The sequence below is a fragment of the Pseudomonas sp. KCJK8993 genome (assembly GCF_046230915.1).
In the GTDB taxonomy this organism is placed as follows: domain Bacteria; phylum Pseudomonadota; class Gammaproteobacteria; order Pseudomonadales; family Pseudomonadaceae; genus Aquipseudomonas; species Aquipseudomonas piscis.
Window position 1 is genome coordinate 1 of sequence record NZ_JBJJLO010000039.1, and the last position, 22,223, is coordinate 22,223.

Sequence of the window (22,223 nt, forward strand, 5' to 3'; positions counted from 1 at the left end):
CCGGGGGTTCAGCGGCGGGTCGGCCTTGGGCTGCGGGGGCCCCTTCCGCGGCTGGTGCGCCGGGCGCTTTTCCCGCGGTGGTGGCTTCGACCGCCGGCGCTTCAGGGGCTGGTTCGGCAACGGCGGCGGTGGCGCGTTCGGCTTGCTGATGAGCTTCGGCTTCGGCGTTGGCGCTGATCACGGTGCTGGCAACGGCAGCGGTGACCGCCAGGCCGGCAGCCAGGTCGGTGCTGCTTGGCTCTTCGGTGTTTTCTTCCGAGCCTTCGATCAGGTTGCCGTTGGCGTCACGCTGACGCTCGCGACGGTTACTGCGACGACGCTGGCCGCGGGAGCGACGACGTGGACGCTCGCCTTCGGCGTTGTCCTGGCCTTCTTCCTGCAGTTGCTCTTCGTTAGGCAGTGCTTCTTCTTCGCTGGCGGCTGCGGCCTGTGCCTGTTCTGCACGAGGTTGACGCTCTTCACGTGGCGGGCGTGGTTGACGCTCTTCCCGTGGTTGGCGAGCCGGACGCTCTTCGGCGACGGCCGCAGTAGCGGCGGCAGCGGCTACCGCTGGAGCGGCGTCCAGGGGTTCGCGCAGTTCGCGTACGCGCTCTTCACGCTCACCGCGAGGCTTGCGGTCTTCACGCGGTGCGCGTGGCTGGCGTTCTTCACGCGGCGCACGTGGCTGGCGCTCTTCGCGAGCGGCCTGGCCTTCATCGCGAGCTTCGCGCAGTTCGCGTGGGTGACGTTCTTCCCGTGGTGCGCGTTCCTCGCGTGGCTTGCGATCTTCGTCGCGACGACCGTTGCGGTTGCGGCTCTGCTGGCGACCGTTGCGACGTTCTTCGTTGCGGGCAGGACGCTCGGGGGCCGGTTTCTCGGCTACCACCGGTGCGGCAGGCTCTTCCTTGCTGGCAAACAGGCTGACCAGGGACTTGACCAGGCCCTTGAACAGGCTTGGCTCGGCAACTGGAGCCGGTGCTGGCGCCGGGGCGGCGGCTTCGGCAGGAATCGGAGCGTTGGCGCGAGCCGGGGCAGTCTTCACCGCGGCTTCCTGGCGAACCAGGGTGCGAGTGCCGGCAGCCGGTTGTGGCTCCTCGGCCTCGGCAGCGGCAGCGGCGATCTCGTAGCTGGACTGGTTGTTGTTGGCGTCCGGGTTGTCATCGCGCAGGCGCTGGACTTCGAAGTGCGGCGTCTCGAGGTGATCGTTAGGCAGGATGACGATGCGGGCGCGGGTACGCAGTTCGATCTTGGTGATCGAGTTGCGTTTTTCGTTGAGCAGGAACGCGGCGACCGGGATCGGTACCTGGGCGCGGACTTCGGCGGTGCGGTCCTTCAGGGCTTCTTCTTCGATCAGGCGCAGGATGGCCAGGGACAGCGACTCGACGTCACGGATGATACCGGTGCCGCTGCAGCGTGGGCAGACGATGCCGCTGCTTTCGCCCAGGGATGGGCGCAGGCGCTGACGGGACATTTCCAGCAGGCCGAAGCGCGAAATACGGCCGATCTGCACGCGGGCGCGGTCGGCTTCCAGGCATTCGCGGACTTTTTCTTCCACGGCGCGCTGGTTCTTGGCCGGGGTCATGTCGATGAAGTCGATGACGATCAGGCCGCCGATATCACGCAGACGCAGTTGGCGGGCGATTTCCTCGGCCGCTTCCAGGTTGGTCTGCAGGGCGGTTTCTTCGATATCGCTGCCCTTGGTGGCGCGAGCCGAGTTGATGTCGATGGACACCAGGGCTTCTGTCGGGTCGATGACGATGGAGCCGCCGGAAGGCAGTTCGACCACGCGCTGGAAGGCGGTCTCGATCTGACTTTCGATCTGGAAACGGTTGAACAGCGGCACGCTGTCTTCGTACAGCTTGATCTTGCTGGCGTACTGCGGCATCACCTGGCGGATGAAGGTCAGGGCTTCGTCCTGGGCTTCGACGCTGTCGATCAGTACTTCGCCAATATCCTGGCGCAGGTAGTCGCGGATCGCGCGGATGATGACGTTGCTTTCCTGGTAGATCAGGAATGGCGCGGAACGGTCCTGGGACGCTTCCTTGATGGCAGTCCAGAGTTGCAGCAGGTAGTCCAGGTCCCACTGCATTTCTTCGCTGCTGCGGCCCAGGCCGGCAGTGCGGACGATCAGGCCCATGTCGGCAGGTGCCACCAGGCCGTTCAGCGCTTCGCGCAGTTCGTTGCGCTCTTCGCCTTCGATGCGGCGCGAGATGCCGCCGGCGCGAGGGTTGTTCGGCATCAGGACCAGGTAGCGGCCGGCCAGGCTGATGAAGGTGGTCAGGGCTGCGCCCTTGTTGCCACGCTCTTCTTTCTCGACCTGGACGATGACTTCCTGGCCTTCGCTCAGGACGTCCTTGATATTGACGCGGCCTTCAGGGGCTTTCTTGAAGTATTCGCGGGAGATTTCTTTGAGAGGCAGGAAGCCGTGGCGCTCAGAGCCGAAATCGACAAAGGCAGCCTCCAGGCTAGGTTCGATGCGAGTGATGCGGCCTTTATAGATGTTGGCCTTTTTCTGCTCGCGTGCACCGGACTCGATGTCCAGGTCGTAGAGGCGCTGGCCATCTACCAGGGCAACACGCAACTCTTCGGGTTGAGTTGCGTTAATCAGCATTCTTTTCATGTAGTACCGTCGGTTTCCGGGCTGCCGGAAACGGCGTTCGGCACACACGACTTCTCACGGTCGGTGTCAGGTGCGTCAGGAGTGGTTGACCACTCGAGTGTCTAGCGAGGTTCGTCCCTGTCAACCGGGGACGAAGTCGCGACTCACGCGTCCTGCTTGCTGTGGTGACTAAAGCACCGCTTAAGCAAAAGTCTGTCAGGAGGAGGAATCAACCGGCGACTGTGGACGAGATGAAGCGTCTTGATAAAGCCTAATGCTACACAGTCCGACGGTTGTGCATCTCCACCCTACACGTATCCCTGATAATTCGGGTGCTGCCGCGCGCAGAATCCGCAGCGGGTTGGCATTTACCGTGAACTCCGAAAGGGGAGGTCACGCATCATGGCTAAGGCGTTGTTTCCACAACTTCCGCCTGGGTGTTATTAGCCGCTGACTGCACTTTGTGAACTGGCCGTTAATCGCTGCGTAAGAGGCGAGTGATAACTCTGCTTCCTACGGGTTTCAGGCCTCATGTCACCTGCGCTTGTTACAGCGTCCAACTCGTCCGTTATGTGGCGAGCGTTGCGTAGGACGGCCTTGCGTCCTCATGAATTGCGTTGGTCAGGGCCGGCTGTTGGCCGCTGTTCCTCTGTCCAGCCGCTTTTGGCGGCGTTCGCGACTATAGCAGTAATCATTAAGTGCTTCAAATCCATAAAAATTGTTATTATCCGCGGCATGACGACTACTGCCCCCTCGACTCCAGGCGTTCAACTGCTTGAGGTCACGCCGGAATATGCCGGCCAACGTATTGATAATTTCCTTCTCGCTCGACTCAAGGGCGTGCCCAAGACCTTGATTTATCGCATCTTGCGCAAAGGCGAAGTGCGGGTGAACAAGGGGCGGATCAAGCCCGAGTACAAGTTGCAGGAAGGCGATCTTGTGCGCGTGCCGCCGGTGCGCGTGCCCGAGCGCGATGAGCCTGTGCCTCTGGCCCAGGGGTTGCTGCAGCGCCTGGAGGCTTCGATCGTCTTCGAGGACAAGGCGCTGATCGTGATCAACAAGCCGGCCGGCATTGCCGTGCATGGTGGTAGCGGCCTGAATTTCGGCGTGATCGAAGCCTTTCGTCAGTTGCGGCCAGATGCCAAGGAGCTGGAGTTGGTGCATCGCCTCGATCGCGACACTTCCGGGCTCCTGATGATCGCCAAGAAACGCAGCATGTTGCGTCATTTGCATGCTGCATTGCGTGGCGACGGCGTGGATAAGCGCTACATGGCGTTGGTGCGCGGTCATTGGGCGACGGCCTTGAAGCAGGTGCGGGCCCCGTTGCTCAAGAGCAACCTGCGTTCCGGGGAGCGCATGGTGGAGGTCAACGAAGAAGGCAAGGAGGCTTTGACGGTATTCAAGGTTCTGCGCCGTTTCGGCGACTTTGCCACCATGGTCGAAGCCAAGCCGGTGACTGGGCGTACGCACCAGATTCGAGTGCATACCCTGCATGCCGGGCATTGCATCGCTGGCGACAGCAAGTACGGCGACGATGATTTCACTCGGGAAATCCGCGATCTGGGCGGTAAACGCCTGTTCCTGCACGCCTATATGTTGACGGTGCCGCTGCCCGATGGTGGCGAGCTGAAATTGCAGGCCCCGGTGGACGAAATGTGGGCCAAGACCGTGGAGCGCCTGAGTGCACCCTGATTACAAGCTGCTGATCTTCGATTGGGATGGCACCCTGGCGGATTCCATTGGTCGGATTGTCGAATCAATGCATGTGTCCGCCGACCGTTCCGGCTTTCCCCGGTGCGATGATTCCGCCGTCAAGGGCATCATCGGACTGGGCCTGCCGGAGGCGATCCGGACCCTGTATCCGGAAATCGATGATGAGCAGTTGGTGACGTTTCGTCAGCACTACGCTGATCACTACATCGCGCTCGACGCCGAGCCCTCGCCGCTGTTTGATGGGGTGGCGCAGTCGCTCGAGAGCTTTCGGGCCGAGGGGTATCGGTTGGCAGTCGCGACCGGCAAGGCGCGGCGTGGCCTTGATCGGGTACTGAAGGCTCATGGTTGGGAGGGGTACTTCGATATCACCCGGGCCGCAGATGAGACTGCCAGCAAGCCGCATCCCTTGATGTTGGAAGAAATCCTTGCGCATTGCGGGGTCGGAGCCAGGCAGGCGCTGATGGTTGGGGATTCTTCCTTCGACCTGTTGATGGCGCGCAATGCGGGCATGGATTCGGTCGCCGTAAGCTACGGTGCCCAGCCTATCGAGGCCTTGCAAATGCTGGAGCCGCGCTTGTCCATCGATCATTTTCCTCAATTGCATGCCTGGCTCGGTCGGGCTGCGAGTTAATTTGTTGCTGAGGTAGTAGGCATGACCGACGAATGGAAGGCGCCAGGCACAACGGGCGCCGAAAGCCCTGATGACAGAAGCTGGAAGCTCTTGGAAAAGACTCTGTTGGCCAGTGTCCAGGAGCAGCGGCGCTCGCGGCGCTGGGGGATCTTCTTCAAGTTGCTGACCTTTGTCTATCTGTTCGTGGCATTGCTCATGTTCACTCCGTTGATGAGCATCGAGAAGAACGCTACCCGGGGTAGCAGCTACACCGCGGTAATCGATGTGACCGGGGTGATCGCGGACAAGGAGTCTGCCAGTGCGGACAATATCGTCGGTAGTTTGCGCACCGCTTTCGACGATCCGAAGGTCAAGGGTATCGTCCTGCGAATCAACAGTCCGGGTGGTAGTCCGGTGCAGTCCGGGTATGTCTATGACGAGATCCGTCGCCTGCGGGGCTTGCACAAGGACACCAAGGTCTATGCGGTGATTTCCGATCTGGGGGCTTCAGGTGCTTACTATATCGCCAGTGCCGCTGATCAGATTTATGCCGACAAAGCCAGTTTGGTTGGATCTATCGGCGTGACGGCGGCTGGGTATGGCTTTGTCGGGACCATGGAGAAGCTCGGGATCGAGCGTCGCACCTATACCTCTGGCGAGCATAAGTCGTTCCTCGATCCCTTCCAGCCGCAAAAACCCGAGGAGACTCAGTTCTGGCAGGGTGTGCTGGACACCACTCATCGCCAGTTCATCGCCAGCGTCAAGCAAGGGCGTGGCGAGCGGTTGAAGGACAAGGAGCACCCCGAGCTGTTTTCCGGCCTGGTGTGGTCCGGCGAGCAGGCCTTGCAACTGGGGTTGGTCGACGGGCTGGGCAATACCAGTTCGGTTGCGCGTGACGTGATTGGCGAGAAGGAAGTGGTGGACTTCACCGTCCAGGAATCGCCCTTCGATCGCTTCTCGAAGAGGCTGGGCGCCAGCGTCGCCGAGAAGATCGCCATGTGGATGGGCTTCCAGGGGCCGACCTTGCGTTGAGCCTCTGGCGTCCAATGAAAGCCGGCCTTATGGCCGGCTTTTTCGTGGTCTCAAGGTATGTCCACGCCTTCGACCAGCAGCATGTCCACCAGGCGTATCAGTGGCAGTCCGACTAGGCTGGTGGCGTCGCTGCCGTCAGTGCTTTTGAACAGGCTGACCCCGAGGCCCTCGGCCTTGAAGCTGCCGGCGCAATCGAAGGGGCGCTCGGCATTCAGATAGCGCTCGATGCGCTGGTCGTCCAGGGTGCGCATGTGCACTGTGAAGGGAATGCAGTCGACCTGGCATTGGCCGGTCTGGCTGTTGAGCAGGGCCAGGCCGGTGAGGAAGGTCACGCTGGCGCCGCTGGCGTCCAGCAGTTGCTGGCGGGCCTTGTCGAAGGTGTGGGGCTTGCCGATGATTCGTTCGCCCAATACTGCGACTTGATCCGAGCCGATGATCAGGTGGCCTGGGTGGCTGGGGGCGAGGGCGCGAGCCTTTTCTTCGGCCAGGCGTTTGACCAGTTCCACGGCGCTTTCGCCCGGGCGATGGCTTTCGTCTATATCGGGAGAGCTGCAGGTGAATGGCAGTTGCAGGCGGGACAGTAATTCCCGGCGGTAGGTCGAGCTTGAGGCAAGTAGTAAAGGCAGCATGCGCATCTCCTGGGCGGGCCGGGAATTCTAGCGGGGCGGGCAAGTGACGGACAGGGCTGAATTTCCTTTGACATGGCCGGGGGCATCCCTATAATGCTGCGCCTATGTTGAATGACCCGATTCCACCTCACGTTGACCCGCGCAAATTGGCTGACCGTGGTACCACCCTTCAGGGGGAAGTGCTGCTGGCCGATTTGGAGAGACTCTGCGACCCGCTTGCCGACGATGTCGGTACGGTGCAGGCTAAATTCGTTTTCGAGCGTGACGAACGTAAAGCTGTAGTTATCCACAGCTCCATCGACGTCGAAGTCAAGATGGTTTGCCAGCGTTGTCTTGAGCTGGTCACCCTGCCGATCCACAGCGAATGCAGTTACGCGGTGGTGAAGGAGGGTGCGAATACCCAGTCGTTGCCGAAAGGTTATGACGTGCTGGAACTGGGCGAAGATCCTTTGGATCTGCAGGCGTTGATCGAGGATGAGCTGTTGCTCGCCTTGCCTATCGTGCCTGCTCATCATCCGGAAGAATGCCAGCAGCCGGCGGGGCTCGATGAGCCCGAACCGAGCGAGGACGAGGTAACGCGGTCCAACCCGTTCAGTGTATTGGCGCAGTTAAAGCGTGACCCAAACGTTTAGGAGTTAATCAATTATGGCTGTTCAGCAGAACAAAAAATCCCGCTCTGCCCGTGACATGCGTCGTTCCCACGATGCTCTCGAGGCTAGCACCCTGTCCGTAGAAAAGACCACCGGTGAAGTTCACCTGCGTCACCACGTATCGCCTGAAGGCGTATACCGTGGTCGTAAAGTGATCGACAAGGGCGCTGACGAGTAATCCTTGTCCGCTCAAGTCATCGCGATTGACGCAATGGGCGGGGACTTCGGTCCCCGCAGCATTGTTCAGGCCAGTCTTGCCTGCCTGTCTGCTGCCCCCTCGCTGCACCTGACCCTGGTGGGTCAACCCTCCCTCCTTGAAGAATTGATTTCCAGCCATTCGGCCGTGGATCGCGCTCGCCTGTCGATCACCCCTGCGAGCGAGGTGGTCACCATGGACGAAAAGCCTTCCCAAGCCTTGCGCGGCAAGCCTGATTCTTCGATGCGGGTGGCGCTTGAGCTGTTGCGCGAGGAAAAGGTCCAGGCCTGTGTCAGTGCCGGTAATACCGGGGCGCTCATGGCGCTGTCGCGCTACGTGCTCAAGACCCTGCCCGGTATCGATCGCCCGGCGATGGTGGCGGCCATTCCCACCCAGCGTGGCTACTGCCAGTTGCTCGACCTGGGGGCCAACGTCGATTGCAGTGCCGAGCATTTGCTGCAGTTCGCCATCATGGGCTCGGTTGCGGCGGAGAGCCTGGGCATCGCTCGTCCCCGGGTGGCCTTGCTGAACATCGGCACCGAGGACATCAAAGGCAATCAGCAGGTCAAGCTGGCGGCGAATCTCCTGCAGCAGGCCCGGGGCTTGAACTACATCGGTTTTGTCGAGGGTGACGGTCTGTACCGCGGCGAAGCGGACGTGGTGGTGTGCGACGGTTTCGTCGGCAATATCCTGCTCAAGTCCAGTGAAGGCCTGGCGACCATGATCGCGGCCCGTATCGAGGCCCTGTTCAAGCAGAGCATGCTTTCCCGGGCGGTGGGGGCTTTGGCCTTGCCCTTGATGCGGCGGCTGCAGGCGGACCTGGCGCCGGCCCGGCACAATGGCGCAAGTTTCCTGGGTTTGCAGGGGATCGTGGTCAAGAGCCACGGCTCGGCGGGAGTCCAGGGCTTCCAGAGTGCGATCCAGCGAGCGCTGATCGAGATCCAGGAAGATCTGCCGCGGCGCTTGCACGGGCGCCTCGAAGACCTGCTGCCTTAGGCGTTTTCCCGGTGGGGTGCTTAAATGTGACCGCTCGGTTCGATTGGCCATCCAACTGTCAGTTTCTTGCGTCCACTACGGTGTGACGTCAATTCTCCGACGACAAGATCATTAGGGGCTCGTTACATGTCTGCATCCCTCGCATTCGTCTTTCCAGGACAGGGCTCGCAGTCCCTCGGCATGTTGGCCGAGCTGGGCGCGCAGTACCCGTTGATCCTCGATACTTTCAAGGAAGCCTCCGATGCCCTGGGCTACGATCTCTGGGCTCTGACCCAGGAAGGTCCGGCGGAGTTGCTGAACCAGACCGACAAGACTCAACCCGCGATTCTCACCGCGTCCATCGCTCTGTGGCGCCTGTGGCTGGCCGAGGGTGGTGCACGCCCGGCATTCGTTGCCGGCCACAGCCTGGGTGAATACAGCGCCCTGGTCGCTGCCGGCAGCCTGACCCTGGCCGAGGCGGTCAAGCTGGTGGAGCGTCGTGGCCAGCTGATGCAGGAGGCCGTGCCGGCAGGGCAGGGCGCCATGGCGGCGGTCCTGGGCCTGGACGATGCCGATGTAGTGGCCGCCTGCGAAGAGGCGGCGCAAGGTGAAGTGGTCAGCGCGGTGAACTATAACTCCCCGGGCCAGGTGGTGATCGCCGGTGCCAAGGCTGCCGTGGACCGTGCCATCGAAGGTTGCAAGGCTCGTGGCGCCAAGCGTGCCATGCCGTTGCCGGTCAGCGTGCCGTCCCACTGCGAGCTGATGCGCCCTGCGGCCGAGCGTTTTGCCGAGTCGATCGCCGCGATCGACTGGCAGGCTCCGCAGATCCCTCTGGTGCAGAACGTCAGTGCTGCGGTGGCGGTTGACCTGGATGGCCTCAAGCACGATCTGCTGGAGCAACTGTACAAGCCTGTACGTTGGGTCGAGTCGGTGCAAACCCTGGCCGCCAGCGGTGCTACCGAGCTGGTTGAGTGCGGCCCGGGCAAGGTCCTGGCTGGCCTCAACAAGCGCTGCGCCGAAGGCGTTTCGACCTCTAACCTGAATACCCCGGATGCTTTCGCTGCCGCCCGCGCAGCGTTGGCCTGAACTAGGAGAAGCTTGCATGAGTCTGCAAGGTAAAGTTGCACTGGTGACCGGCGCCAGCCGTGGGATCGGCCAGGCCATCGCCCTCGAACTGGGGCGCATGGGTGCCATCGTGGTGGGTACCGCCACTTCCGCCTCGGGTGCCGAGCGCATCGCTGCCACCCTCAAGGAAAACGGCGTTCAAGGCACTGGCCTGGAGCTCAATGTCACCAGCGACGAATCCGTGGCTGCGGTCCTGGCCAGCATCACCGAGCAGTTCGGTGCGCCGGCGATCCTGGTGAACAACGCCGGCATCACCCGCGACAACCTGATGATGCGCATGAAAGATGACGAGTGGTACGACGTGGTCGATACCAACCTCAACAGCCTGTATCGCCTGTCCAAGGGCGTCCTGCGCGGCATGACCAAGGCTCGTTGGGGGCGAATTATCAATATTGGCTCGGTTGTGGGTGCCATGGGCAACGCAGGCCAAGTAAACTACGCCGCCGCCAAGGCCGGCCTCGAAGGTTTCAGTCGTGCCCTGGCGCGGGAAGTAGGTTCGCGGTCGATCACTGTGAACTCGGTCGCTCCTGGTTTCATCGATACCGATATGACTCGCGAGCTGCCGGAAGCACAGCGTGAAGCCCTGCAGACACAGATTCCGCTGGGCCGTCTGGGTCAGGCTCATGAGATCGCGCAAGTGGTCGCTTTCCTGGCATCCGACGGTGCGGCATACGTTACTGGGGCTACAATCCCGGTCAACGGCGGGATGTATATGTAAGGCAAATGTGACGGATTGCTTCAAAAAAGTGTCATACGAGCTGTCTAAAATCCGTTATAAAGCTGCAATCTATTTATAGGCAGATGGCCAAAGGGTTGAGTGGTAAAGCTTTCGGTTGAAAAGCTGAAAAGCCTTTCTATACACTTACCCACTGGCCAGCTGCCTGAATTTGTCCATTAGGAGTGAAAACAAGGTATGAGCACCATCGAAGAGCGCGTCAAGAAAATCGTTGCTGAGCAACTGGGCGTTAAAGAAGAAGAAGTTGTTAACACCGCTTCCTTCGTTGAAGACCTGGGTGCCGACTCCCTTGACACCGTTGAGCTGGTGATGGCTCTGGAAGAGGAATTCGAGACCGAAATCCCTGACGAAGAAGCTGAGAAGATCACTACCGTTCAAGCAGCTATCGACTACGTTAACAGCCACCAGGCTTAATCGTTTGTAGTCGTATTTTGCTGTCATGGAAAAACCGCACTGCCGTCACGGCGTGCGGTTTTTTCTTTAGGCCTGATGCAAAGAGTGTCGTCATTAGAAAAAGGAGAGTGCTGTGTCGCGTAGACGCGTCGTAGTCACCGGTATGGGTATGTTGTCGCCGCTGGGTACGGATGTACCGACTAGCTGGCAGGGCATTCTGGCTGGCCAAAGTGGCATCGGTCTGATCGAGCACACCGACCTTTCTGCCTATTCCACCCGTTTTGGCGGCTCGGTAAAGGGCTTCAATGTCGAGGAATACCTGTCGGCCAAAGAGGCCCGCAAGCTCGACCTGTTCATCCAATACGGCCTGGCGGCCGGTTTCCAGGCGGTACGCAATGCCGGCCTGGAAGTCACCGACGCCAACCGTGATCGCATCGGCGTCGCCATGGGCTCGGGTATTGGCGGTCTGACCAATATCGAAGAAACCAGCCGTACGCTGCACGACTCCGGCCCACGACGGATTTCTCCGTTCTTCGTGCCGGGCTCGATCATCAACATGATTTCCGGTTTCCTGTCCATTCACCTGGGGCTCCAGGGGCCGAACTACGCCATTTCCACAGCGTGCACCACGGGCACCCACTGCATCGGCATGGCTGCGCGCAACATTGCCTACGGCGAAGCCGACGTGATGATTGCCGGTGGTGCCGAGATGGCCGCTTGCGGCCTGGGCATGGGTGGTTTCGGCGCCTCCCGTGCGCTGTCGACCCGCAACGACGAACCGACCCGTGCCAGCCGGCCGTGGGACAAGGGCCGTGATGGCTTCGTGCTGTCCGATGGTTCCGGCGCCCTGGTCCTGGAAGAGCTGGAGCATGCCAAGGCGCGTGGTGCCACCATCTATGCCGAGCTGATCGGTTTTGGCATGAGCGGTGACGCCTACCACATGACTTCGCCACCCGCCGATGGCGCCGGTGCTGCCCGTTGCATCGCCAATGCCTTGCGCGACGCGAAGATCAATGCCGACCAGGTGCAGTACATCAACGCCCATGGCACTTCGACGCCAGCTGGCGACCTGGCGGAAGCCGAAGCGATCAAGAGTGTGTTCGGCGACCATGCCTACAAGCTCGCGGTCAGCTCCACCAAGTCCATGACCGGCCACCTGTTGGGCGCCGCCGGGGCGATCGAGGCGATCTTCAGCGTGTTGGCGATCAACAGTCAGGTCGCGCCGCCCACCATCAACCTGGATGAGCCCGACGAAGGCTGCGACCTGGATTTCGTGCCGCACACGGCGCGCAGCATGGATATCGATGTCGTGCTCTCCAACTCCTTCGGTTTTGGCGGTACCAACGGCTCCCTGGTATTCCGTCGGTTTTCCGAGTGATGCACAGCTGGGTCGACGGTCGTCCGGCTGACTCTCTGTCGCTCAAGGATCGTGGCCTGGCCTACGGCGATGGCCTGTTCGAGACCATCGCCGTCAGATCCGGCAAGCCGCTGCTGCTCGAGCGGCACTTGCAGCGTCTGGCCGAAGGCTGCCGGCGCCTGGCCTTGGTGACGGATCCGGGGCTGGTGCGCGGCGAGGTGCTGGCCTACGCCCAAGCCCTGGACGAAGGGGTGCTCAAGCTGATCCTGACCCGGGGCGATAGCCTGCGCGGCTACGCGGCCGATCCTGCGGCGCCGGCGCGGCGGATCCTCCAGGGCGGGGCTTTGCCGGCCTATCCAGCGGCCCATGCCGCACAAGGGGTTCAGCTGTTTCCTTGCGCCACGCGCTTGTCCGAGCAGCCCTTGCTGGCTGGCCTCAAGCACCTCAACCGCCTGGAGCAGGTCCTGGCCCGGGCCGAATGGCGCGATAGCGAGCATGCCGAAGGCCTGATGCTCGATGGCGCCGGGCGCGTGATCGAGGGCGTGTTCAGCAATCTGTTCCTGGTCGCTGGAGGGCAACTGCTGACGGCGGACCTGAGCCGCTGTGGCGTGGCCGGGGTGATGCGCGGCGAAATCCTCGCCCAGGCCCAGCTGCAAGGCATTCCCGTGGTGATCACCGACATCGGTCTCGAGCAATTGCGGCGGGCTGATGAGGTCTTCGTGTGCAACAGTGTCTATGGCATCTGGCCGGTACTGCGCTGTGCCGGGATGCGCTGGTCGGCAGGACCGCTCACCCGTAAACTGCAGGGCATTACCCGCGCACTACTGGATGCTTGATTCGTGAGACGTAAATTACTGCTCCTGCTGGAAACCGGACTGGTCCTGGCAGGGCTGCTGCTGGGGGGCAGTGCCTGGAAGCTGAATTCGGCCCTGGAGCAACCGTTGAACCTGAGCCAGGAACAACTGCTCGATGTTCCCGCCGGCTCCACCCCCACTGGAACCTTCAACCGCCTGCAAGCCGACGGCGTCATCCAGGATGCTTTCTGGCTGCGCCTGTATTGGCGTTTCAACCTGCCGGGCCAGCCCCTGCACAGCGGTGAATACCGCATGACCCCGGGCATGACGGCCCAGGACCTGATCGGTGTCTGGCAGCGTGGCGAGGTGGTGCAATACAGCCTGACCCTGGTGGAGGGCTGGAACTTCCGCCAGGTCCGCAATGCCCTGGCCAAGAGCGACAAGCTGCAACAAACCCTGGCTGGCCTCAGCGACGCCCAGGTGATGGAAAAGCTCGGCCACGGCGGTGTGTTTCCCGAAGGGCGGTTCTTTCCCGATACCTATCGTTTCGTCCGGGGCATGAGCGATGCCGAGCTCCTGGCCAAGGCCTACGATCGCCTGGACAGCGTGCTGGCCAAGGAGTGGGAAAAGCGCGCCGAGGATGCTCCCTATACCGATCCCTACCAGGCGCTGATCATGGCCTCCCTGGTGGAGAAGGAAACCGGCGTACCCCAGGAGCGTGGGCAGATTGCCGGGGTGTTCGTGCGCCGGATGCAGATCGGCATGCTGCTGCAGACCGACCCCACGGTGATCTATGGCCTGGGTGAGCGCTACACCGGCAAGTTGACCCGGGCCCACCTGAAGGAAGCGACGCCCTACAACACCTACATGAACGCTGGCCTGCCGCCGACGCCGATTGCCATGGTGGGGCGCGAGGCGATCCACGCCGCGCTCAACCCGGTGCCGGGCAAGAGCCTGTACTTCGTCGCCCGCGGAGATGGCAGCCATGTGTTCTCCGATGACCTGGACGCCCACAACAGCGCCGTGCGTGAGTTCCAGCTCAAGCGCCGTGCCGACTACCGCTCCAGCCCGGCTCCGACCGCCAGCCCCGCAGCTCCCGAGGCGCCGAGTCCGAGCGCTGCGCCGGAGCAGGCACCGGCCGAGGTCGAACCGGCTCCGCCAGCGCCTGTTCCCCTCGAGCCCGGGCAAGCGCCGAAAAGCCCGCAATGAATTTGAAGGACTGCCCGTGACTGGTTTGTTTATTACCCTGGAAGGCCCGGAAGGCGCCGGCAAGAGCACCAACCGCGAGTACCTCGCCGAGCGCTTGCGTGCAGCGGGCATCGAGGTGTTGCTGACCCGCGAGCCGGGCGGCACGCCCCTGGCCGAGCGTATTCGCGAGGTGCTGTTGACGCCGGCCGACGAGATCATGAACAGCGACACCGAACTGTTGCTGGTATTCGCTGCCCGGGCCCAGCACCTGGCAACGGTGATTCGCCCGGCACTGCAGCGCGGCGCAGTGGTGCTCTGCGATCGTTTCACCGATTCGACCTATGCCTACCAAGGCGCCGGCCGTGGCTTGAGTCTTGCGCGGATCGAGGCCCTGGAAGACTTCGTCCAGGGCCCGCTGCGCCCGGACTTGACCCTGGTCTTCGACCTGCCGGTGGAAGTCGGCCTGGCGCGTGCCAGCGCCCGCGGTCGACTGGATCGTTTCGAGCAGGAGGGCCGGGAGTTCTTCCAGAAGGTTCGCCAAGCTTTCCTCAAGCGTGCCGAGGCCGCTCCCGAGCGTTATTTCCTGGTGGACGCGTCCCAACCCCTGGCCGAGGTCCAGCAATCCCTGGATGGCTTGCTGCCGCAGTTGCTGGAGCGCGCCCGTGGCTGACGTCTTCCCCTGGCAGGATGCCCTTTGGCAGCAACTGGCGGGGCGCACCCAGCATGCCCATGCCTATCTCCTGCATGGTCCGGCGGGTATCGGCAAGCGGGCCCTGGCCGAGCGCCTGATGACCCGGCTGCTGTGCCAGCGACCGGAGGGCCTGGAGGCCTGTGGGCAGTGCAAGTCTTGCCTGCTGTTGCAGGCCGGTAGTCATCCGGACAACTACATCCTGGAGCCCGAGGAAGCCGACAAGCCGATCAAGGTCGATCAGGTTCGCGACCTGGTGAGTTTCGTGGTCCAGACTGCGCAATTGGGCGGGCGCAAGGTGGTGCTGATCGAGCCGGTGGAGGCGATGAACATCAATGCCGCCAACGCCCTCTTGAAGAGCCTCGAAGAACCTTCCGGGGACACCGTGCTGTTGCTGGTCAGCCACCAGCCCAGCCGATTGCTGCCGACCATCAAGAGCCGCTGCGTGCAGCAGGCGTGCCCGTTGCCCAGCGAGGCCATGAGCATGCACTGGCTGGCCGCCGCCTTGCCCGAATGCAGCGACGAGGAGCGGGTGGAGTTACTGGCCCTGGCCGCCGGTTCGCCCCTGGCCGCCGTCAGCCTGCACACCCAGGGCGCTCGGGAACAGCGGGCGCAGGTGGTGGAGGGCGTGAAGAAGCTGCTCAAGCAGCAGCAATCGCCGACCCAGTTGGCCGAGTCCTGGAACGCCGTGCCGTTGTTGCTGCTGTTCGACTGGTTCTGCGACTGGTCGAACCTGATCCTGCGTTACCAGCTGACCCAGGATGAGCAAGGCCTGGGGCTGGCGGACATGCGCAAGGTGGTGCAGTACCTGGCGCAGAAGTCCGCCCAGGCCAAGGTGCTGGCCATGCAGGACTGGATCCTGGCCCAGCGGCAGAAGGTCCTGAACAAGGCCAACCTCAACCGGGTGCTGCTGCTCGAGGCGCTACTGGTGCAATGGGCGGCGTTGCCTACCCAGAACTGACGCCCGGCGCCTAGAATCAGTTCTTCCCTGGGTCGGATGCAGTCATCCGGCCTTTTCATTTATCGGATGCAAGTTGCCGCCCCTATGCTCGTAGATTCCCATTGCCACCTTGATCGCCTCGACCTGGCCGCCCATGACGGCTCCCTGGATGCCGCTCTGGCGGCGGCCCGCGAGCGCGGCGTCGGACACTTCCTGTGCATCGGTGTCAGCGCCGACAATGCTGCGGACGTGAAGGCCCTGGCCGATCGTTATGACGATGTCGACTGTTCGGTGGGGGTGCATCCCTTGGATGTGCAGCCTGGGGCCGCGCCGGCGCTGGACTGGCTGCTGGACGAACTGAACCATCCACGGGTGGTGGCCATCGGCGAGACCGGCCTGGATTATCACTACGAGCCCGAGGCGGCCGAGCTGCAGCAGGCGTCCTTCCGCCTGCATCTGCAGGCGGCCCAGCAGACCGGCAAGCCGGTGGTGGTGCATACCCGTGGCGCGCGGGCCGATACCCTGGCCTTGCTGCGGGAAGCGGCGCTACCCAATGCCGGGGTTTTGCACTGCTTCACCGAGGACTGGGCCATGGCCAAGGAAGCCCTGGACCTGGGGTTCTATATTTCCCTGTCGGGGATCGTCACCTTCCGCAATGCCGACGCCTTGCGTGATGTGGCCCGGCAAGTGCCGGCCGATCGGCTGCTGGTGGAAACCGATTCCCCCTACCTGGCGCCGATTCCCTATCGCGGCAAGCCCAACCTGCCGCAGTACGTGCGTGAAGTGGCGGAGTTCCTGGCGATGTTGCGCGGCGAATCCTACGAGGCCTTTGCCGCACAGACCACGGCGAACTTCAAGCGCCTGTTCCCCCTGGCACGGGTCAAGGACCAGGCCTGATCCTGGCCTGGAGGAATTCCAGGCAAAAAAAACCCGGGTTCTGGGGGGTGAATCCGGGTTAAGACCATTAGGAGTAAAGCTTAGGCACGCGGTCCTTCGGCACCTAGATCGGCGTTTCACTTGGGGGAGACGTCCCGCCGACAGTTCAAGTATTGATCAGGATCGGGTTCAGTCCAGTTTGCCTTGTCCGTTTCTTAAACAAATTTGGAATACGCGCGCTTCGCTTGAGTTCTCACTTTCGGCGAAAGTCGGATCTTGCTCGATAATTTGCCGAAGTTGTCTGGAAATTACCCGGTTTTCAACGAACTAGTCGTTCTTCACCTTTTGTCGTGAGCATCACTGCCCGAAGAGTGCGTCCCTATTGGGCATCGAAGCTGTCGATGTGATTGGCGTGTGATGAGGACAGGGCATGCTGTCGTGGCTGATTGAAAACGACTCGTTGCCTGGTTTTCGTCAAGGACCAGCCCTGGCCAGGGATGGGGGTTCCCATTGTGGGGGAACTGGAACTTCGTGGTCTGTTCCGGGGCTTGGAATGGCCGGGTGTTTTTTCCTGGAACCGGTTGCCGATCCCGTATTCATGGCCTATACCGGCTTTTCCAGGCCTCTCAAGGCGCTGGCGGTAGGTTGGGTTTTATGCCTGAAACCGCAGCAACGATGGATGATCCGTGCATTTTGGCGCAATTTAGGCATAATACGCGGCTTCGATTTTGACCCCGAACAGATCTTTTCTTATGCAGAAAGAACCTCGTAAGGTCCGTGAGTTTCGCCGCCGCGAGCAAGAAATTCTCGATACCGCGCTCAAGCTGTTCCTCGAACAAGGTGAAGACAGCGTCACTGTCGAGATGATTGCCGATGCCGTGGGTATCGGCAAAGGGACCATCTACAAGCATTTCAAGTCCAAGGCGGAGATCTACCTGCGCCTGATGCTCGACTATGAGCGCGACCTGAACGAGTTGCTGCACTCTGCCGATGTCGACAAGGACAAGGAAGCCCTGTCCCGGGCCTACTTCGAGTTCCGCATGCGTGACCCGCAGCGCTATCGGCTGTTCGACCGCCTGGAAGAAAAGGTGGTCAAGGGCAACCAGGTACCGGAGATGGTCGAGGAGCTGCACAAGATCCGTGCTTCCAACTTCGAGCGCCTGACCCTGCTGATCAAGGGCCGCATCAGCGAAGGCAAGCTGGAAGACGTGCCGCCGTACTTCCACTACTGCGCTTCCTGGGCATTGGTGCATGGCGCGGTGGCGCTGTATCACTCGCCGTTCTGGAGCAATGTCCTGGAGGACCAAGAAGGTTTCTTCCAGTTCCTGATGGACATCGGCGTGCGCATGGGCAACAAGCGCAAGCGCGACCCCGACACCTCCGGCAACTGAGCCCACCCGCCTTGGGACTGCGCCATCAGCACCTGTATGGCGCAGAGCCCGAGGCTTATACTCAGGCATGGGACTTGTCAAAATCTGATTTTTGAGTCAGGTTTTGCGCGCCTTTCCCTTCCTTCGCCGGAGTCATCCATGATCGTTGATCGTCAAGGCAGGCGCTTTCGCAATCTGCGGATCAGCCTGACGTCAGCCTGCAACTACGCCTGTACCTACTGCGTGCCCAACGGCAAGCGGCTGGTGGCCGCCCAGGACGAGTTGTCGGCCGAGGCGATGGCCCGCGGCGTGGCCTATCTGATCGAGGCAGCGGGCATCGAGCGCCTGCGTATCACCGGCGGCGAACCCCTGGTCAGTCCCAAGCTGGAGGCCTTCATGGGCGCGGTGGCACGCATGGGCCTGGAAGACATCAGCCTGACCACCAATGGCCAGCTACTGGCCCGCAAGCTGCCGCTGCTGGTGGATGCCGGCATTCGCCGTATCAACGTTTCCCTCGATACCCTGGACGCCGCGGCCTTTCGCGGTATCGCCCGTGGCGGTGACCTGGCCACGGTGCTCGACGGCCTGGAGCAGGCGCGAGCCGCGGGGTTGAAGATCAAGGTCAACATGGTGCCGTTGCGCGGGCAGAACCTGGATCAGGTCATGCCGCTGCTCGATTACTGCCTCGAGCAGGGGTATGAGCTGCGCTTCATCGAGTTGATGCGCATGGGCCACTTGGCCCGCGATAACAACGCCTTCCTGCAGCAATTCGTCAGCCTGCGGCAATTGCTGGACCTGATCGGCCAGCACTACGAGTACCTCCAGGCCGACGCGCCGGTGGATGCCACGGCCGTGCGCTACCAGATTCCCGGCCTTGGCCACTTCGGCGTGATCGCCAACGAAAGCGTGCCGTTCTGCCGGACCTGCTCGCGCCTGCGGCTGTCTTCCACCGGCTGGTTGCACGGTTGCCTGTCGTCGAGCAATCGCCACTATGTCGGTGACCTGCTAGACAAGCCTCGCCACCAGGCCTTGCCAGCCTTGCAACGGTTGCTGGTCAAGGCCCTGGGCGACAAGCAGGATGTGGCCTTCTCGGGTGGTGCCACGGTGATGAAGATCATCGGTGGTTGATTCCGTTGCGCAAACCATGCCCTGCAAGCGTGGAGCTGGCGCGGAAGCTGCATCTCGTGGCCATTCGCCGGTTTTCCGTCACCGGATCTTGGAGGGGTAGGATGCGTAGCCTGGTTTTGCTGCTGGCCTTTTTGGCGCTTGGCGGCTGCATGAATGTCAGTGATATGGGCGAAGGGGTGCGCTACCACCTGAGCGACGCGGGTGTGCTCGATCACAGCGATACCCGTCGCACCAGCTCGTTCCGCATTCAGCCTGATTCGTACATTTTCATCGCCCAGGGGCATTTCGTGCCGCCTGGCAATGCCTATCCACGGCCCAACGTAGTGGCCGAAGAAGCCTTCAACGGTTTCATCGAGTATTTCCCCATGGTCCGTCGGGCCCGGGCTCCGGAAGGCCTCAACGAGGCCATGGCCGAGGCCCGCAGCCAGGGTGCGCACTACCTGCTCTATGCGCGTTTCGCCAAGGCCGACGATCGCATCGGCAACTCCGATGAGTGGCTGGACCAGGAAGCGGTGGACCGTCTTGGCATCGATACCAGCACCATCCAGATCATGTTGATCGAAACCAGTACCCAGTATCTGATCGATTCGGCGCGGATTCGCAGTCGCGGCGGTTTACTGACGTTCCACGACAACAAGCCACAAGACTTGCTCGGCCCGCCCTTGCAGCAATACGCTCGTAGCCTGTTGGGCTTGAGCGACTGATTGACGAGGAGGGTGGTATGAGTGGTCCAGGCAAAGCCAATGATCTGCTGGCGCAGATTCCCAAGGCCGAAAAGGGCCTGCCGCCGGTCCATTCATGGAACCCCGATTTCTGCGGCGATATCGACATGCGTATCGCTCGCGATGGCACCTGGTACTACCTGGGCACTCCTATCGGTCGCAAGCCCATGGTCAAGCTGTTCTCCACCATCATCCGCCGCGATGGCGACGACTATTTCCTCGTTACTCCGGTGGAGAAGGTGGGGATCAAGGTCGACGATGCGCCTTTCGTCGCCGTGACCCTGGAGGTGCAAGGCCAGGGTGAAGAGCAGGTGCTGCGCTTTGCCACCAATGTCGATGACCAGGTGTGTGCTGGCCACCAGCATCCGCTGAGGGTGGTCATCGATCCCCGGACCCAGGAGCCGGCGCCCTATATCCTGGTTCGACACAATCTGGAGGCGCTGATCCACCGCAACGTCTTCTATCAGTTGGTGGACCTGGCGCAGACCCGCCTCCTCGACGGCCAGAGCTGGCTGGGGGTGTGGAGCGACGGGGTATTCTTCCCCATTGGCCAGGAGCCCTAGTCCTCTGGAATCTATTGCAAGTTGCCAGCTGTGCGGACGCGCCGGGACATGAACGGCCGGACCCCGCTTGGTCGTCCTGGGGATGTTTCGAGCTGTTGTAAGAAGATACTTCTTGCTCTTTCTCAGGCGTTTCATGTATCACACCGGACATGATCAAACATGTCCGATTCGATAAGAAAAAAAGGGTGGTCGACGAACTGATCCGGCGCATTGAAAGCGGTCTGATGGAAGACGGCTCTCAACTGCCGGGCGAGCATCGCCTGGCCGAAGAATTCGGTGTCAGTCGTGGCACCTTGCGTGAGGCTTTGGCCGAGCTCAAGCGTCGCAACTACATCGCCACGCAAAGCGGGGTCGGTTCCATCGTCACCTTCGACGGTGTCGCCCTCGACCAGAACCACGGCTGGGCCCAGGCGCTGGCCGACAGTGGGGCACTGATCAATACCGAAGTGCTGCGCCTGGAGGCGATCTGCCGCCCGGATCTCAAGCATCGCCTGGGTACCGATCAGTTCATCGCGCTGGACCGGCGCCGGCGCAGCACCGATGGCCGGGTATTGTCCCTGGAGCGTTCGCTGATCCCCGCATCCGGCGAGCTGGAAGGCCTGCCCCGGGTCGGCCTGATCGATGACTCCCTGACCATAACCCTGGCTGCCTACGGCTATATCGGCGAACGCGGCGACCAATGGATCGGCGCCGAGCCGCTGAGCGTCGAAGATGCCGAACTGATGGGGCGCTCCACCGGGGAGGTGTTCCTCAAGGCCCTGCGCACGACTTACGACCGCCAGGGGCGTTTCATGGAGCAGGTCGAGAGCCTGCTGGACCCGCAGCATTTCCGCATGCACCTGCAGTTTGGAGAGTCCCAGTGAGCCCGCTGCAGCGGGCACTAGGCGCTTTTTACGGACTGGCCCTGGGCGATGCCCTGGGCATGCCTACCCAATCCCTGAGTCGCGAGCAGATCCTGCAGCGCTTCGGGACCATCCATACCCTGGAGGACGCCGGCCCGGACCAGCCGATCGCCGCCAACATGCCCAGGGGCTCGATCACCGACGACACCGAACAAGCCATCCTGATCGGCCAGTTACTGGTCCGCGGCCAAGGGCATATCGCGCCCCAGGAACTGGCCCAGAGCCTGATCGAGTGGGAAGCGGCGATGCAGGCCAGGGGCTCCCAGGACTTGCTCGGTCCTTCCACCAAGCACGCTATCGAAATGATCCTCGCCGGCCACTCGGTGGAGGAGGCGGGGCGCTATGGCACCACCAACGGCGCGGCCATGCGGATCACCCCGGTGGGCATCGCCAGCGACGTGGCGGCGCCCGAGGCATTCATCCGGGCGGTGGTCCAGGCCTGCCAGGTGACCCATAACACCAGCCTGGGCATCGCCAGTGCCGCCGCTGTCGCGGCAGTGGTCTCCGCCGGTATCAATGGTGCGTCCCTGGGCGACGCCCTGGCCCTGGGCCGGCAGATCGCCAACCAGGCCGAGGTGCACGGGCACTGGGTGGCCGGCGCGAGCATGGCGGCCCGGCTGCAATGGGCCGCGACCCTGGGCGTGGCTGGCGACAAGGCCGGATTCGCCCAGACCCTGTATGAGCTGGTCGGTACCTCGGTGGCCTCCCAGGAGTCGGTGGTGGCCAGCTTCGCCCTGGCCGGGCAGGTGGCGCAGGGCCGGTTGGAGCCGTTCGAGGCCCTGTGCATGGCGGCCAGCCTGGGCGGCGATACCGATACCATCGCGGCGATCCTCGGCGCCATGCTCGGTGCCTGCCAGGGCCTGGGAGGCTGGCCTGGCGAGCTGATCGCCCTGTTGCGGCAAGTCAATGGGCTGGACCTGCAGCCCCTGGTAGAACAACTGCTGGCCCTGCGCTGAGTCGCCTGGCCTGACGCTGCATCGTCGGCACGCTGCCGATCGTTAGGGAAAACCCGGTGCCTGCCAGGCAGCGCAGGCGCCGGATACGGCCGGGAATGCCGG

Annotated in this window: 24 protein-coding genes; 22 read left to right on the forward strand and 2 right to left on the reverse strand. The window is 62.2% G+C overall.

Translation table 11 applies throughout. The features are described from left to right. Positions 1-2,599: ribonuclease E (gene rne / locus ACK6AU_RS14610; protein WP_409299702.1), on the reverse strand; the 2,599-nt coding region annotated here is incomplete at its 3' end. Between the two features lie 714 nt (positions 2,600-3,313). Between rne and rluC the strand changes: the two genes are divergently transcribed. The 3 genes from rluC to sppA are packed head-to-tail and all read left to right on the forward strand — an operon-like array spanning position 3,314 to position 5,933. After that, complete coding sequence (gene rluC / locus ACK6AU_RS14615) at positions 3,314-4,270, forward strand: 23S rRNA pseudouridine(955/2504/2580) synthase RluC (protein WP_185699502.1); 957 nt, start codon at positions 3,314-3,316, stop codon at positions 4,268-4,270. Continuing rightward, complete coding sequence (locus ACK6AU_RS14620; RefSeq protein WP_409299704.1) at positions 4,260-4,922, forward strand: HAD-IA family hydrolase; 663 nt, start codon at positions 4,260-4,262, stop codon at positions 4,920-4,922. Before rluC ends, ACK6AU_RS14620 begins: the two co-directional genes overlap by 11 nt. 21 nt (positions 4,923-4,943) lie before the next feature. Next, positions 4,944-5,933, forward strand: coding sequence for a signal peptide peptidase SppA (gene sppA, locus ACK6AU_RS14625; protein WP_409299706.1), 990 nt, complete (start codon positions 4,944-4,946; stop codon positions 5,931-5,933). 50 nt (positions 5,934-5,983) lie between these two features. Here sppA and ACK6AU_RS14630 read toward each other — a convergent pair whose 3' ends face one another. Continuing rightward, a complete protein-coding gene (locus tag ACK6AU_RS14630; RefSeq protein ID WP_409299708.1) occupies positions 5,984-6,562 on the reverse strand; it encodes a Maf family protein in 579 nt (192 codons plus the stop codon). A gap of 104 nt (positions 6,563-6,666) precedes the next feature. On the opposite strand from ACK6AU_RS14630, the gene ACK6AU_RS14635 reads away from it, so the two are divergent. The 19 genes from ACK6AU_RS14635 to ACK6AU_RS14725 all read left to right on the forward strand — a co-directional run bounded on the left by ACK6AU_RS14635 (position 6,667) and on the right by ACK6AU_RS14725 (position 22,121). Then, entirely contained in the window at positions 6,667-7,194 is a 528-nt protein-coding gene (locus tag ACK6AU_RS14635; RefSeq protein ID WP_053135801.1) for a YceD family protein, read from the forward strand. 13 nt (positions 7,195-7,207) lie between these two features. Then, a complete protein-coding gene (gene rpmF, locus ACK6AU_RS14640) occupies positions 7,208-7,390 on the forward strand; it encodes a 50S ribosomal protein L32 (RefSeq protein WP_003179396.1) in 183 nt (60 codons plus the stop codon). 3 nt (positions 7,391-7,393) lie between these two features. Beyond that, the gene (gene plsX, locus ACK6AU_RS14645) at positions 7,394-8,404 is read left to right on the forward strand and encodes a phosphate acyltransferase PlsX (protein WP_185699506.1); all 1,011 of its coding nucleotides are present in this window, start codon (positions 7,394-7,396) and stop codon (positions 8,402-8,404) included. Between the two features lie 126 nt (positions 8,405-8,530). Next, positions 8,531-9,469 (forward strand): ACP S-malonyltransferase, encoded by a 939-nt coding sequence (gene fabD / locus ACK6AU_RS14650; RefSeq protein ID WP_185699507.1) that lies wholly within the window; start codon positions 8,531-8,533, stop codon positions 9,467-9,469. Positions 9,470-9,485: 16 nt separating this feature from the next. Beyond that, on the forward strand, positions 9,486-10,226 hold the full coding sequence (gene fabG, locus ACK6AU_RS14655; RefSeq protein WP_185699508.1) for a 3-oxoacyl-ACP reductase FabG: 741 nt from the start codon (positions 9,486-9,488) through the stop codon (positions 10,224-10,226). Between the two features lie 195 nt (positions 10,227-10,421). Then, the gene (acpP, locus tag ACK6AU_RS14660) at positions 10,422-10,658 is read left to right on the forward strand and encodes an acyl carrier protein (RefSeq protein WP_004884578.1); all 237 of its coding nucleotides are present in this window, start codon (positions 10,422-10,424) and stop codon (positions 10,656-10,658) included. Between the two features lie 112 nt (positions 10,659-10,770). Continuing rightward, complete coding sequence (gene fabF, locus ACK6AU_RS14665) at positions 10,771-12,015, forward strand: beta-ketoacyl-ACP synthase II (RefSeq protein ID WP_031321260.1); 1,245 nt, start codon at positions 10,771-10,773, stop codon at positions 12,013-12,015. Further along, positions 12,015-12,830: an aminodeoxychorismate lyase gene (gene pabC / locus ACK6AU_RS14670; RefSeq protein WP_409299713.1), complete on the forward strand. Its 816-nt coding sequence runs from the start codon at positions 12,015-12,017 to the stop codon at positions 12,828-12,830. The genes fabF and pabC overlap by 1 nt, the downstream gene beginning before the upstream one ends. Positions 12,831-12,833: 3 nt before the next feature. Then, positions 12,834-13,997: an endolytic transglycosylase MltG gene (gene mltG, locus ACK6AU_RS14675; RefSeq protein ID WP_185699510.1), complete on the forward strand. Its 1,164-nt coding sequence runs from the start codon at positions 12,834-12,836 to the stop codon at positions 13,995-13,997. 16 nt (positions 13,998-14,013) lie between these two features. Next, positions 14,014-14,646 carry a dTMP kinase gene (tmk, locus tag ACK6AU_RS14680; protein ID WP_409299715.1) on the forward strand — a complete coding sequence of 211 codons (633 nt, stop codon included), beginning with the start codon at positions 14,014-14,016 and terminating at the stop codon, positions 14,644-14,646. Then, complete coding sequence (locus tag ACK6AU_RS14685; protein ID WP_185699512.1) at positions 14,639-15,625, forward strand: DNA polymerase III subunit delta'; 987 nt, start codon at positions 14,639-14,641, stop codon at positions 15,623-15,625. The genes tmk and ACK6AU_RS14685 overlap by 8 nt, the downstream gene beginning before the upstream one ends. An 84-nt stretch (positions 15,626-15,709) precedes the next feature. Continuing rightward, positions 15,710-16,501, forward strand: coding sequence for a TatD family hydrolase (locus ACK6AU_RS14690; RefSeq protein ID WP_409299717.1), 792 nt, complete (start codon positions 15,710-15,712; stop codon positions 16,499-16,501). A gap of 409 nt (positions 16,502-16,910) precedes the next feature. Next, positions 16,911-17,252 carry a hypothetical protein gene (locus ACK6AU_RS14695; protein WP_409299719.1) on the forward strand — a complete coding sequence of 114 codons (342 nt, stop codon included), beginning with the start codon at positions 16,911-16,913 and terminating at the stop codon, positions 17,250-17,252. Next, complete coding sequence (locus ACK6AU_RS14700; RefSeq protein ID WP_185699515.1) at positions 17,233-17,871, forward strand: TetR/AcrR family transcriptional regulator; 639 nt, start codon at positions 17,233-17,235, stop codon at positions 17,869-17,871. Before ACK6AU_RS14695 ends, ACK6AU_RS14700 begins: the two co-directional genes overlap by 20 nt. A 138-nt stretch (positions 17,872-18,009) precedes the next feature. Then, on the forward strand, positions 18,010-18,978 hold the full coding sequence (locus ACK6AU_RS14705; RefSeq protein WP_185699516.1) for a GTP 3',8-cyclase MoaA: 969 nt from the start codon (positions 18,010-18,012) through the stop codon (positions 18,976-18,978). A gap of 101 nt (positions 18,979-19,079) precedes the next feature. After that, on the forward strand, positions 19,080-19,682 hold the full coding sequence (locus tag ACK6AU_RS14710; protein WP_185699517.1) for a DUF4823 domain-containing protein: 603 nt from the start codon (positions 19,080-19,082) through the stop codon (positions 19,680-19,682). A 17-nt stretch (positions 19,683-19,699) separates the two neighbouring features. Next, the gene (locus tag ACK6AU_RS14715) at positions 19,700-20,263 is read left to right on the forward strand and encodes a DUF1285 domain-containing protein (protein ID WP_409299722.1); all 564 of its coding nucleotides are present in this window, start codon (positions 19,700-19,702) and stop codon (positions 20,261-20,263) included. A 149-nt stretch (positions 20,264-20,412) separates the two neighbouring features. Continuing rightward, positions 20,413-21,126, forward strand: coding sequence for a GntR family transcriptional regulator (locus tag ACK6AU_RS14720; protein ID WP_185699519.1), 714 nt, complete (start codon positions 20,413-20,415; stop codon positions 21,124-21,126). Further along, positions 21,123-22,121: an ADP-ribosylglycohydrolase family protein gene (locus ACK6AU_RS14725; protein ID WP_409299724.1), complete on the forward strand. Its 999-nt coding sequence runs from the start codon at positions 21,123-21,125 to the stop codon at positions 22,119-22,121. Before ACK6AU_RS14720 ends, ACK6AU_RS14725 begins: the two co-directional genes overlap by 4 nt. The last annotated feature ends 102 nt before the right edge of the window (positions 22,122-22,223 follow it).